We start from the raw sequence: 12,819 nt of genomic DNA on the forward strand, positions 1-12,819 counted from the left end.
GGGGCTCAGATGTCCAGACCCAGCAGCGCGTTCTCCAACACCTCGGGCATCGCCGGATGGATCCAGTACTGGCCGCGTGCCATCTCGTGAGCGGGCAGCCCGAACGACATCGCCTGGATCACCGGCTGGATGACGGTCGGTGCCTGCGGGCCGATGATGTGCGCGCCCACCAGTTTTCCGGTGCCGCGCTCGGCGATCAGCTTGCAGAAGCCGGTGGTGTCCTCCATTGCCCAGCCGTAGGCGACGTCACCATAGGCCTGCACCTTGACGGTGATGTCGATGCCGCGTTCGCGCGCCTGCGCCTCTGTGAGTCCCACGTCGGCGATCTGCGGGTGGGTGAACACCGCAGCCGGAACGAACCGGTGATCGAACGAGTCGAGATCGTCGGCGTCCCAACCTCTGAGCAGGTTGGCCTGGACCACCCGCTGCTCGTGGTTGGCGACATGCTTGAGCTGATAGGGCGAGCTGACATCACCCAGCGCCCACACGCCCCGGGCTCCGGTGCGGCCATGTGCGTCGCAGACGACGCGGCCGTCGATCGCAGGCTCGATGCCGATCGTGTCCAGGCCGAGACGATCTCCGTTCGGCCTGCGGCCGACGGCGACGAGCAGAGCATCGCCCTCGACCGACGTACCGTCGGCGAACCCGAGCCGGACGCCGCCGTCGGGAAGTGTGGCCGCATCGGTGAGCGTGGCGTCCAGATGCACGTCCCACTTCGACTGCGCGATCTCGGTGAAACGTCTCGATATGTCTGCGTCGGCCTTGCGCAGCAGGGCCGGTCCACGTGCCACGATGGAGACCCGGCTGCCGAGTGATCCGAACACGTGCGCGAATTCCGCTGCGATGTAACCGCTTCCGACGATGATCAGATGTTCGGGTAGTCGGTCGAGTCGCATCACGTCGTTGTTGGTGTGATAGCGGACGCCGGACTCGGCGATGATCGGCGGGATGATGGCGCGCGATCCCGCGGCCAGAACCACCTCTGTGGCCAGGACCTCGGTGTCCGCCGTGACCAGTCGGTAGCGTCCGAGATCATCGCGACCCGCGAACTCCACGTGGCTCGGGTACACGGTGATGTTCGGACAGCGGTCGACGCGATACTCCTTGCCGCCGGCGGAGATCGGGTCGATGCGTCCGAACACACGCTCGACGACGGCAGGCCAGTCGGTCTCGAATCCGCTGCTCTTGACGCCGTAGCGGGCGCTGGTGGCAATGGTCTCAGCGACCTCGCCTGCGTAGACGAACATCTTGGTGGGGATACAGCCGACGTTCAGACAGGTGCCGCCGTAGACGCCCTCTTCGAAGATGGCGATCGTGCGGTCGTCGAACCGCTCGTCCGGGATGGAATTGCCGCTGCCGCTGCCGATGATGGCCAGGTCCACGACCTGCGTCGCCGTCATGCTCTGTCTCCTGTGGTCGACTCGGTCGTGTGCGAGTGAGGTGCGAAGGTGCTGCCACCCGCAGTCCGGCGGATGCCGGACAGCCAGCCATCGACCTCTCGATAGGCCTGTGCGCGTGCGCGTTCCACGGACAGGAACACATCGTGGCGGGCATCGGTGATGGGCGACACGGTGACCCGGTTGCCGAGGTTTCCGCTCCACCGCGCGATGTGCGCGACGTCGAGGACCACATCAGAATCGTCGACGCTCGACGGTGTGCTCCGATCGAAGATCGTCTTGTCCGACCGCAACACCAGCGCGGGCACGCCAACGTCGATGCCGCGATGCAGCCGGGCGTGTCCGGCGCGGACGGCCTGCAGGAAGCCGAAGGACACCGGGAACCCACCCATCGGCTTCAGCGTCAGGTCGTAGGCCCACTCGCCGCCGGTGCTCTCGTGGATGCTGCGCCCGTACCCCTCCGACAGCTTCTGCGGCACCACGGACTTGGGCCGCGCGGCGGCCGCGGCGCGCAACACCGCCGACACCGGCAACGAACGCAAGACCGGGCTGCCCTGCAGGTCGAACCACGGACTGTTCAGCAACAGTCCGGTGACATGCGCATGGCGGTGCGGCGAGCGCTCACGAAGCCGATCCAGCCACAGCGGGGTGATCAGACCGCCGGTCGAGTGCGCCGCCACGACGACCTCGGCCGGGCCGCCCGCCGCGGTGGTCTCCTCGATGACCACGTCGAGCGCGCGTCCGAGCTCCTCGTCGTACTGCCGTAGATCGGTGGTGAAATGCGCGGTGTGATGCGGCTGCAGCGACCGGCCGCACTTGCGTAGATCGAGCGCGTAGAACTCGTAGCCACGGTCGTGGAAGAACTCGGCGAGGGGTTCGTGGAAGAAGTAGTCGGTGAAACCGTGCACATACAGCACCGCTCCGCTTCTTCCGCTCCCGGCGCCGTTTTGATTCGGCCCGCTCGCTACGCTCCCGGCGCCGGTGACATTCGGCCCGCTCGCTACGCTCCCGGCGCCGGTGCCGGCTTTCCGGACGAGAGTCGCGGTGACGGGGTCCTCACCGTCAGGGTCCGGCCCCAGCGGCAGGGTGAGAACTTCGTAGCGGTCCAGCAGATGATCGGGTTGCCAATCGGCCCCGGGAGATGCGCTCACACACCCAACTGTAGAGAAGTCGCCCGCGGGGCCCCGGGCGAGTGCGAGTGTCGCCCAGCCCACACTTGACCCACGCGATTCTTTTCCGGACGCCCCGATGGGGGACAATGGTCGTTGACTCAGGACGACCAAGCCCCAACGTCGATCGTCCGAACTCAGCTGAAGGAGAGCTCACACGTGTCTCAATCGGTGATCAAGACGGACGTCGTGCTGGTCGGTGCCGGAATCATGAGTGCAACCCTCGGCGCACTGTTGCGTCGGTTGCAGCCGGACTGGTCGATCAGCCTGTTCGAGCGGCTCGACGCCGCAGCCGCCGAGAGCAGTGACCCCTGGAACAACGCCGGTACCGGTCACTCGGCCCTCTGCGAGTTGAACTACACCCCGCGCACTGCGGACGGCGATGTCGACATCACCAAGGCGCTCAACATCAACGAGCAGTTCCAGGTGTCGCGGCAGTTCTGGGCGCACGCCGTCGACAACGGCATCCTCGGCGATCCGAGCGAGTTCATCAATCCCATCCCGCACGTGAGCTTCACGCACGGACCCGCAGGCGTCGACTACCTGCGCAAGCGCTACGACCGGCTGGCCGGTCAGGTGCTGTTCGAAGGGATGGAGTTCGTCGACGATCCGAGCGTCTTCGCCGAACGACTGCCCTTGATGTCGGCCGGACGTGACTTCTCCGACCCGGTCGCACTCAACTGGTTCACCGACGGCACCGACGTCGATTTCGGTGCGCTGACCCAGCAGTTGCTCAACTTCGTCGGCCGCAGTGGTGCAGATATCTACTTCGGTCACCAGGTGACCAACCTCACCAAGCAGTCCGACGGCAGCTGGGTCGTCAAGGTCCGCAATGCGCGCACCAAGGAGAAGCTGACCGTGCAGGCGAAGTTCGTCTTCGTCGGTGCCGGCGGCGGTGCCCTGCACCTGCTGCAGAAGTCGGGGATCGCCGAGGCCAAGGGCTTCGGTGGATTCCCGGTGTCGGGCGAGTTCTTCCGCTGCACCAATCCCGACCTCATCGACGGCCATCACGCGAAGGTGTACGGCCAGGCCGCGGTCGGCGCGCCGCCGATGTCGGTGCCGCATCTCGACACCCGCGTGATCAACCACAAGCCAGGCCTGCTGTTCGGGCCGTATGCCGGTTGGTCACCCAAGTTCCTCAAGAACGGCAAGGTCACCGACCTGCCGTCCACGGTGAAGCCGGGCAACCTGTTGCCGATGATGTCCATCGCCCCGCAGGAGTTCGGTCTGCTCAAGTACCTGATCGGGGAGTTGGCCGCGAGTCGCGCCGACCGCGTGGACACGCTCTCGGAGTTCGTGCCGCGCGCCGACGGCTCCGACTGGGAGATCATCACCGCGGGCCAGCGTGTCCAGGTCATCCGCAAGACCGGTGTCGGCGGCACGTTGGAGTTCGGCACCGCGGTCGTGACCGCAGCCGACGGCACCATCGGTGGCCTGCTCGGCGCGTCCCCGGGCGCGTCGACCGCGGTCCCGGCGATGCTGCAGGTCCTCGAGCGTTGCTTCCCCCAGCAGTACGCGGGGTGGGCGCCTGCACTGACCGAGATGATCCCGTCGTTCGGACGCAAGCTGTCCGACAACCGCGACCTGTTCCGGCAGGTGTGGGACTGGACCAGTGCGAGCCTGCAGCTCAAACGCGGCACCGAGGTGACGGCGGCCGACGCCGGCCAGGCGGCGACCTCGGCGGTCTGACCCTCACATGGTGGGTCACCACCCGAGTGTGATAGTCACGACATCATGACTCCGGCAGGGCAGCTGCATCATCGTCCGACCGCGGAGCTCAAGGTGTCGGTCCTCTACGAGATCCTGCGTCTGCGGGTGGATGTCTTCGTCGTGGAACAAGCGTGTCCCTATCCCGAACTCGACGGTCGCGACCTCGAGCCGAAGACCGAACAGTTCTGGATCGCAGGCGATGACGGCGTGATCGCCACGCTGCGGCTGCTCGTCGATCCACCGACCGCCGACGGCAGTCCCGTCTACCGCATCGGACGGGTCTGTACCGAACGCGGCCATCGAGGCGAGGGGCTGACGGCCAGACTCATCCGGGCGGCACTCGACGGTGTCGGCGACCACCCGTGCCGCATCGAGGCACAGGCATATCTTGTGGAGATGTACGCGAAGTTCGGTTTCGCCGTCGACGGCGACGAGTATCTGGAGGACGGTATCCCGCACGTCACCATGCGCCGCGATCCGCGCGGTGTCCTCGGTCCACACACCGCACCGGGGAACCGGGTTCGATGAGCGGACGTCACCGTACCGCCGACCGGCAGGTCCACTATCCGTTCAGTGCGGTCGTCGGGCAGGAGCGTCTGAAGCTGGCGCTGATCCTGTCCGCCATCGCGCCCGGGATCGGCGGCGTGTTGATCCGCGGAGAGAAGGGCACCGCGAAGTCCACCATCGTCCGGGGCCTCGGACCACTGCTCGGCGGCGAATCCGATGCCGACGGCACGGCGGGCCACCGGCGTGGACATGTGGTGGAACTACCGATCGGTGCCACCGAGGACCGGGTGATCGGCTCGCTGGATCTGACGGCGGTACTCAGCGCGGGTCGCGCCGAGTTCACCCCGGGTCTGCTGGCGCGCGCCGACGGGGGCGTGCTCTACATCGACGAGGTCAACCTGCTCGCCGATCACCTCGTCGACGTGCTGCTCGACGCGGCCGCCAGCGGTCGCGTCACCATCGAACGCGACGGTGTCTCGCACACCCAGGCCGCCGACTTCGTCTTGGTCGGCACGATGAATCCCGAAGAGGGAGAACTGCGTCCGCAGTTGCTGGACAGATTCGGGTTGGCCGTCGACGTCGCCGCCGGGCGTGACATCGACGAACGTGTTGCGATCATCGCCAGGCGCATGGAATTCGACGCCGACCCGGAGACCTTCGTGGCCGCGCACGCCGATGCCGAGGCGGAGCTGGCCAAGCGCATCGCGGCGGCCCGGGAGGTACTCGGGACGGTCATGGTGCCGCCCGCCGAACTCCGTCGCATCGCAGGGATCTGCGCCCATCTCGAAGTGGACGGTCTGCGAGGCGACATCGTCGTGGCCCGCACCGCGGCCGCGCACGCCGCCTGGCGTCAGGCCGGCGAGGTGGCCGAAGAAGACGTCCGGGTGGCCGTCGAACTCGCGCTGCCGCATCGTCGGCGCCGCAACCCGTTCGACGAATCCGGTCTGACCCCTGAGCAACTCGACGACGCGATGGATGCGGGCGCGGATGCGTCCGGGACGGATCCCGACGACGACCCGGACCCGGGGCCCGACGGTGGTGACACCCCGCCGGACGATTCCGACGGACACGACGCCGACGGAAACGACACCGACGGTGACGACGCGACCGGGGGACCGGCCGACGACGCGCCCGTCGACCCCGCCGATCGCGAGCGGACCGACGACACACCGGCAACGCAGACGTCGGACGCCGAGGGGCGTGACAGCGACGACGAGAAGCCGTCGCCGACCGTCGGTGGTGCGCGGTTCGGATCGCCGCGCAGCGGTGCCCAGGTCCGGCGGATGACGCGGATGCGGGTCGAGGGGCTCGGCAACGGGGATCCGGGACGACGCTCACGTGCCCGATCGTGTCGTGGGCAGACCACGCACGCAACAGATTTCGAGACAGGTGCACCCGTGCACCTGTTCGGGACGATCCTCTCGGCCGCCGAACGTGGTCACCGGACCGCGGGTGATGGGTCTGGCTTGCGGGTGGTCGCCGACGATCTGCGTGCCGCACAGCGAGTCGGTACGGAGGGCAACCTGGTGGTCTTCCTCGTCGATCTGTCCGGCTCGATGACGGCACGTCGACGGCTCGCCGCGGTCACCGACCTGTGTGTCGACCTGCTGCGCGATTCCTACACGCGACGTGACCGAGTCGCGGTGGTGGTGGCGCGCGGCGCGGAGGCGACGGTCGCGGTGCCACCGACGCGTTCGGTGGACATCGCGGTGCGCCGACTCGCCGACATCCGTACCGGTGGACGCACCCCGCTCGCCGAAGGACTGCAGGCCGCCGATGACCTCATCACCCGTGCGGTGCGGCGAGAGCCCCGGCGCAGGCCGCTGCTCGTCGTGCTCACCGACGGGCGTGCCACGGCGGGACGCGACGCGGCACCTCGCGCACGGTCGGCGGCGTTGGACATCGGGCGTCGCGGCGTCGAGTCCGTCGTCGTCGACTGCGAACAGGGCATGATTCGGCTGGGCCTCGCCGCGGAACTGGCTGCGGCGCTCGGTGGTCGCTGCCTGCCCATGGACGAACTCACCGCAGGCACGCTGACCAGGACCCGACGCGCTGCCTGACCTCGCCAGACACCCCCGATCGGCAGGAGACACACAAGTGCCCCGAGGAGTACCCGACAGCGTTCCCGACGACGGGCTCACCACACGCCAGCGCCGTAACCAGCCGGTCCTGGCGGTGCACACCGGCGACGGCAAAGGTAAATCGACGGCAGCGTTCGGAATGGCCATGCGCGCCTGGAACGCCGGCATGCGGGTGGCCGTCTTCCAGTTCGTCAAGAGCGCGAAGTGGCGGGTGGGCGAGGAAACCGCGCTCACCGCGTTGGGCGCGGTGCACGAGCAGACGGGAGAAGGCGGGACCGTCGAATGGCACAAGATGGGGCAGGGCTGGTCGTGGTTGCGCGCCAACGTCGACCAGGACGACGACCACGCCTCGGCGGCCCAGGCGGGCTGGACCGAGATCGCCCGTCGGATCGCCGCCGAGCAGCACGACTTCTACGTCCTCGACGAGTTCACCTACCCGTTGGACTGGGGCTGGGTGGACACCGACGAGGTGGTGGCCACCCTCCGCGATCGTCCCGGTCGCCAGCACGTGGTGATCACGGGTCGGCGTGCCCCCGCCACTCTCGTGTCGGCGGCGGACCTGGTCACCGAGATGCGCAAGGTTGCGCATCCGATGGATGCCGGGCGCAAGGGGCAGAAGGGGATCGAATGGTGACGCGACGGGGTCGACGCGCATGACCGGCGTTCCCGCCGTGGTGGTGGCCGCACCGTCGTCGGGCAGCGGCAAGACCACCGTGACCACCGGACTGATCGGGGCGTTGAAGGCGGCCGGTCATCGGGTGGCCCCGTTCAAGGTGGGCCCCGACTACATCGACCCCGGCTACCACGCCGTGGCCGCCGGGGTCGTCGGCCGCAATCTCGACCCCAATCTGGTGGGTACCGAGTTGATCGGACCGCTCTTCGCGGCGGGGTCGGCGGGCGCCGACATCGCTGTCGTCGAGGGCGTGATGGGTCTGTTCGACGGCCGCATCCTCGAGGGGCAGGACGATCCCACCGGATTCGGGTCGACCGCGCACGTGGCGCGGCTGATCGGGGCGCCGGTCGTCCTCGTCGTCGACGCCGCCGGCCACAGCCAATCGCTCGCGGCCGTGCTGCACGGTTTCATCGGGTACGACCCGTCGGTGCGGATCGTCGGGGTGATCCTCAATCGGGTGGGTTCCGACCGGCACGAGGCGGTCCTGCGGCAGGCCTGCGTCCGCGTCGGACTGCCGGTGTTGGGGGTGCTGGGCCGCAACCCGGATCTGACGGTTCCCTCGCGGCATCTCGGTCTGATCCCGGCTGCGGAGCGACGTGACGACGCGGTCCGTGCCGTCGATGCGATGACCGGCCTCGTCGGTGCCGCGCTGGATCTGCCCGCGATCGTCGCCGCGGCGCGCACTCGGGTGTCGCAGACGACGACGGCGTGGTCGGCCGGGACCGTGATGGCGCAAGAGGGGATGGCGCAAGAGGGGATGATCTCGGCCGATGGCAGACGTCCCGTCGTGGCGGTGGCCGGTGGCGCGGCCTTCACCTTCGGGTACGCGGAACATCGCGAGATGCTCGTCGCCGCAGGCGCCGACGCCGTCGGCTTCGACCCGCTGCATGAATCCTTGCCGTCGGGTACGGACGCGGTCGTGATCGGCGGCGGGTTCCCCGAGGAGCACGCCGAGGCGTTGGCCGCGAACGAGCCGTTGCGCGCCGATCTCGCCGCGCACGCCCGTGCAGGTCGGCCGATCGTCGCGGAGTGCGCCGGATTGCTCTATCTCGCAACCGAACTCGACGGACACCCGATGTCGGGTGTGCTCGACGTCGTCGGTCGGTTCCGACCCACCCTGACGCTCGGCTACCGTGACGCGGTGGCGCCCGGCGACTCGGTGGCGTTCACGGCAGGGCAACGTGTCACCGGCCACGAGTTCCATCGCTCGACGGTGATCGCCGGGGAGGGGGCGCCCACGCCGGCCTGGGCGTGGCGTGACCATGACGGCACCGCGGGTACCCACGGCTTCGCGTCCGGTTCGGTCCACGCGTCCTATCTCCATGTCCATCCGGCCGGAACTCCTTCTGCTGTGGCGAGATTCGTATCGGCGGCCAGGGCCGCGGCGGCGACGCCGGAGCGTGCCGGATGAATCCCCGAGGCCTCACCGAGGCACTCGACGCGCTGGCCCGCAACGGTGTCGACGACCCAGTCATGCTGCGCGACCTGCTCGAAGCCGTCCTGGTCGTCGGTCAGGGCCTGGAACTCGACGAGGCGTTGCAGCGCATCGTCGAGGTCGCGTGCGAGGTGCTCGGCGCACGGTACGGCGCGCTCGGGGTGCGCGGCCCGTCCGGTGGACTGAGCGCGTTCGTCTACACCGGCATCGCCCCGGCCGAACGGGCACGGATGGGGCATCTGCCCGTCGGGCACGGAGTCCTCGGCGTCCTGATCGAAGACCCGCAGGTGCTGCGTATCCATGCGTTGTCCGACCACCCCGCGTCGGTGGGATTCCCGGTGAATCATCCGCCGATGACCACTTTTCTGGGCGCGCCCATCATCATCCGTGGATCGGTGTTCGGCAGCATCTATCTCACCGAGAAGCGCTCCGCGCCCGAGTTCACCGAGACCGACGAATCGCTGGTCGCCGTGCTGGCCGTCGCCGCGGGAATCGCCGTCGACAACGCCCGCTTGTTCGAACGGGCGCGTACCCGGCACCGGTGGATGCAGGTGATCGCCCGGCGCGGATCCGAGCCGCTGGCCGGAATCGCCTTGGAGGACACGCTGTCCCGCCTGTGCGTCGAGGTCGCCGAGCTCACCGGGGCGGTGGACGTGTTCCTGCTCACCGACGAGGCCGGTGAGGTCACCGCGCTCGCCCACACCGGCCCGCCCATCGTGGTCGGGGACCTGACACTGCCGTCCGACGAGCAGCGCATGGTGCTGCCGGCCGACGAGGTGCCGTCGGAGATCGTGCGGCGCGACGCCGCGTGGGCGACCGTGCAGAGCCTGCAGCGGGCGTCCGGTGTCTTCGGTTGGATCGTGATCACCCACCGCCGCCGTCCGGAATGGGATGACGAGGCGGCATCGGGTCTCGCCGGTGTCGCGGAGGTGGCCTCACTGGCCGTCGCCTACGCCGAGCAACAGCAGATGGCCCGTGATCTCGAGGTCCTGGCCGATCGGCACCGTATCGCCCGCGATCTCCACGATCACGTCATCCAGCGACTGTTCGCGATCGGCATGTCCGTACAGACGATGCTCGCCGCGTCGGCGGCAGGCGAACCCATCACCGAGACCGAGGCCCAACGGGCGACCACGTCCCGACTGCAGCAGGTGGTCACCGACCTCGACCGCACGATCGCGCAGATCCGGACGTCGATCTTCGACCTGCAGACGGTGCCGGGGCATCACGACACCGCGACGTTGCGGCGTCGCGTGCTCGACATAGTCTCCGAACTCGCCGCGCACGCGCCGATCGCGCCCGGCGTGCAGTTCGCCGGCCCGGTCGACACGGTGGTGCCGGAATCACTCGGGCCGCACATCGACGCGGTGTTGCGGGAGGGGCTGTCCAACGCGTTGCGCCACGCACGTGCCGAACACATCGACGTGGCCGTCCGCGCCGACGACGAGGTGCTGACCGTGGAGATCCGCGACGACGGGATCGGCATCGGTTCCGGCGTGACCTACCGCGGTCTGGACAATCTGACCCGACGTGCCGAACAGTGCGACGGAGTGTTCGACGTGGTGACCGGCGCACGCGGCGCACGACACGGCGGCGGCACCACTCTCACCTGGTCGGTGCCGCTGTCGGGCTGACCACGGCGGATCTAGCGTCTGCCGTCACGCAATTTGGTGGCCATCACGGCCACCTGCGTACGACGCTGCATGTCCAACTTGGCCAGGATGCGTGAGACGTAGTTCTTGATCGTCTTCTCCGCCAAGAACATCCGCTCGGCGATCTGCCGGTTGGTGAGACCTTCGCCGATGAGGTTGAACACCTCGCGTTCTTGCTGGGTGAGTTCGGCGAGCGGATCGTTCGGGGTGTCGCGGCCGTCGCGCAGCCTGGCCAGCAAGGCGGCGGTGCTGCGATCGTCGAGCAACGACCCCCCACGGCCGACGGTTCGGACCGCGGCGACGAGGTCGTGACCGAGGATCTGTTTGAGCACGAACCCGGATGCGCCCGCGAGCACCGCGGCGAGAAGAGCGTCGTCGTCGGAGTAGCTGGTGAGCATCAGGCAGTGCACGGACGGTTCGGCCGCACGGACGTCCCGGCAGAGTTCCACCCCGCTGCCGTCGGGCAACCGGACGTCGAGGACGGCGACGTCGGGCTTGGCGGCCAGGATGCCGACCTTGGCCTCTCCGACGGAGGCTGCTTCGCCGACCACTTCCAGATCGGGGGCGGTGCCGAGCAGGTCACGCAGCCCGCGCCGGACCAACTCGTGGTCGTCGACGAGGAAGACGCGGACCGGTGCGGACGCGGATGCGCTGTTCGGGGTGGCGTCTGCGGGCATGTCCGAAACGCTACTCGCAGAGGCGTGCCGAGGCGACGCAGTCGCGCACTCGTCGCCATTCTCCCGACCTGCGGCCCAGCGCACCCGGGACCTTGGCCTCACGCTCTCACGACGATGTCGGCGCAGAGTGACCATCAGCCACACCGTCGACTCGAGGAGAACGATGACCAGCGGTTCACCGGACGTGATGGAAGCCCGCATGAGCGGTTCCGACTTGCTGCGGGAGTTGCTCCCGGTCTGCGAGACCGAGGTGGAGCGGCACATGAAGATGACCAAGGACTGGCACCCGCACGACTACGTGCCGTGGGACGACGGGCGCAACTTCGCCGCCCTCGGCGGCGTCGACTGGGATCCCGGGCAGTCGCAGCTGACCGACACCGCGAAGGCGGCGATGATCACCAATCTGCTGACCGAAGACAACTTGCCGTCGTATCACCGGGTGATCGCCGACAACTTCAGCCTCGACGACGCGTGGGGTTTCTGGGTCGGGCGATGGACCGCCGAGGAAATGCGTCATTCCACCGTCATGCGGGACTACCTGGTGGTGACCCGGGGAGTGGATCCGGTGGAACTCGAAGAACTCCGCATGCTGCACATGACCCACGGATTCAATCCGCTGCCCAGCGATGACGGCCAGCGCGATCACAGCTTCGACATGCTGTACGCGGTCAGCTACGTGAGTTTCCAGGAACTCGCCACCCGCGTGTCACACCGCAACACCGGCAAGGCGTGCGGTGACCCGATCGCCGATCGGATGTTGCAGCGAGTCGCCGCAGACGAGAACCTGCACATGCTCTTCTATCGCAACATCGTCGCGGGCGCACTGGACCTCGTTCCGGATCAGACGATGGCGGCCATCTACGGCATCGTGACGAACTTCCAGATGCCCGGCGCCACCATGCCGAACTTCCGGCGCAACGCGGTGCTGATCGCCAAGGGTGGGATCTACGATCTGCCGCAACATCTCTCGGAGGTCGTGATGCCGGTGTTGCGGAAATGGCGGATCTTCGAGAGGGACGATTTCGGGCCGCTCGGCGAACACTACCGGGAACTGCTCGGAGAGTTCCTGGACCAGATGAACGTCAAGGTCCGACGGTTCGAGGAGTCGCGTGACCGCGCGTTGGCCCGGGCCAGGGCCAAGGGGACGACGGGGGAGTCGGCTCGATGACCCTGCTCGACGGTCCCAGGTTCAACGGTCCCGGGCTCAGCGGCGACGTGCTCGACGTGTCGTCGGCGTGCGCGGAGTGCGCGTGCGGTGGCCGCGAGTCCGACGCCGACCGTCCGTTGCCTGGATTCGACACCGCCATCGCCATGGCGGAGGCCGCCGGCTGCGCAAACATGACGTGGTGGAACACCATTCGCGCCCACGCCGCTGATCCAGCGGCCGCCGAGTACGCGGCGTCGGTCCTGCTGGCGCAGCTGATCACGTCGTCTGCGCACCGCATGGGAGTCCCCGCGGCGGACGCGTGGGTGCGGATCCGCCAGACCGGGCGGTTACCGCAGTAGCCAGCCGAAACC

Annotated in this window: 11 protein-coding genes; 8 read left to right on the forward strand and 3 right to left on the reverse strand. The window is 68.3% G+C overall.

The window, feature by feature from the left end; translation table 11 throughout:
* Nucleotides 1-5 precede the first annotated feature (5 nt).
* On the reverse strand, nucleotides 6-1,400 hold the full coding sequence (gene mtr, locus AAFP35_RS09305; protein ID WP_419221285.1) for a mycothione reductase: 1,395 nt from the start codon (nucleotides 1,398-1,400) through the stop codon (nucleotides 6-8).
* Nucleotides 1,397-2,548 carry an alpha/beta hydrolase gene (locus tag AAFP35_RS09310; protein WP_419221286.1) on the reverse strand — a complete coding sequence of 384 codons (1,152 nt, stop codon included), beginning with the start codon at nucleotides 2,546-2,548 and terminating at the stop codon, nucleotides 1,397-1,399. Before AAFP35_RS09310 ends, mtr begins: the two co-directional genes overlap by 4 nt.
* 177 nt (nucleotides 2,549-2,725) lie before the next feature.
* Here AAFP35_RS09310 and mqo point away from each other — a divergent pair, with 177 nt between their 5' ends.
* The 6 genes from mqo to AAFP35_RS09340 are packed head-to-tail and all read left to right on the forward strand — an operon-like array spanning nucleotide 2,726 to nucleotide 10,606.
* On the forward strand, nucleotides 2,726-4,255 hold the full coding sequence (mqo, locus tag AAFP35_RS09315) for a malate dehydrogenase (quinone) (RefSeq protein ID WP_419221287.1): 1,530 nt from the start codon (nucleotides 2,726-2,728) through the stop codon (nucleotides 4,253-4,255).
* Nucleotides 4,256-4,300: 45 nt separating this feature from the next.
* Entirely contained in the window at nucleotides 4,301-4,804 is a 504-nt protein-coding gene (locus AAFP35_RS09320; protein ID WP_419221288.1) for a GNAT family N-acetyltransferase, read from the forward strand.
* A complete protein-coding gene (locus tag AAFP35_RS09325) occupies nucleotides 4,801-6,843 on the forward strand; it encodes a VWA domain-containing protein (RefSeq protein WP_419221289.1) in 2,043 nt (680 codons plus the stop codon). The genes AAFP35_RS09320 and AAFP35_RS09325 overlap by 4 nt, the downstream gene beginning before the upstream one ends.
* Before the next feature lie 37 nt (nucleotides 6,844-6,880).
* Nucleotides 6,881-7,498 (forward strand): cob(I)yrinic acid a,c-diamide adenosyltransferase, encoded by a 618-nt coding sequence (cobO, locus tag AAFP35_RS09330; RefSeq protein ID WP_419221290.1) that lies wholly within the window; start codon nucleotides 6,881-6,883, stop codon nucleotides 7,496-7,498.
* Nucleotides 7,499-7,517: 19 nt separating this feature from the next.
* Nucleotides 7,518-8,948, forward strand: coding sequence for a cobyrinate a,c-diamide synthase (locus AAFP35_RS09335; protein WP_419221291.1), 1,431 nt, complete (start codon nucleotides 7,518-7,520; stop codon nucleotides 8,946-8,948).
* Nucleotides 8,945-10,606, forward strand: coding sequence for a GAF domain-containing protein (locus AAFP35_RS09340; RefSeq protein ID WP_419221292.1), 1,662 nt, complete (start codon nucleotides 8,945-8,947; stop codon nucleotides 10,604-10,606). Before AAFP35_RS09335 ends, AAFP35_RS09340 begins: the two co-directional genes overlap by 4 nt.
* Nucleotides 10,607-10,617: 11 nt before the next feature.
* Here the strand turns inward: AAFP35_RS09340 and AAFP35_RS09345 are convergent, their stop codons facing one another.
* On the reverse strand, nucleotides 10,618-11,301 hold the full coding sequence (locus AAFP35_RS09345; RefSeq protein ID WP_419221293.1) for a response regulator: 684 nt from the start codon (nucleotides 11,299-11,301) through the stop codon (nucleotides 10,618-10,620).
* Nucleotides 11,302-11,464: 163 nt separating this feature from the next.
* On the opposite strand from AAFP35_RS09345, the gene AAFP35_RS09350 reads away from it, so the two are divergent.
* Together AAFP35_RS09350 and AAFP35_RS09355 are read left to right on the forward strand one after the other, a co-directional pair.
* Nucleotides 11,465-12,469: an acyl-ACP desaturase gene (locus AAFP35_RS09350; RefSeq protein ID WP_419221294.1), complete on the forward strand. Its 1,005-nt coding sequence runs from the start codon at nucleotides 11,465-11,467 to the stop codon at nucleotides 12,467-12,469.
* A complete protein-coding gene (locus AAFP35_RS09355; RefSeq protein ID WP_419221295.1) occupies nucleotides 12,466-12,807 on the forward strand; it encodes a hypothetical protein in 342 nt (113 codons plus the stop codon). Before AAFP35_RS09350 ends, AAFP35_RS09355 begins: the two co-directional genes overlap by 4 nt.
* Nucleotides 12,808-12,819 lie beyond the last annotated feature (12 nt).

It is taken from the genome of Gordonia sp. CPCC 206044 (assembly GCF_048537895.1).
Lineage (GTDB): Bacteria > Actinomycetota > Actinomycetes > Mycobacteriales > Mycobacteriaceae > Gordonia.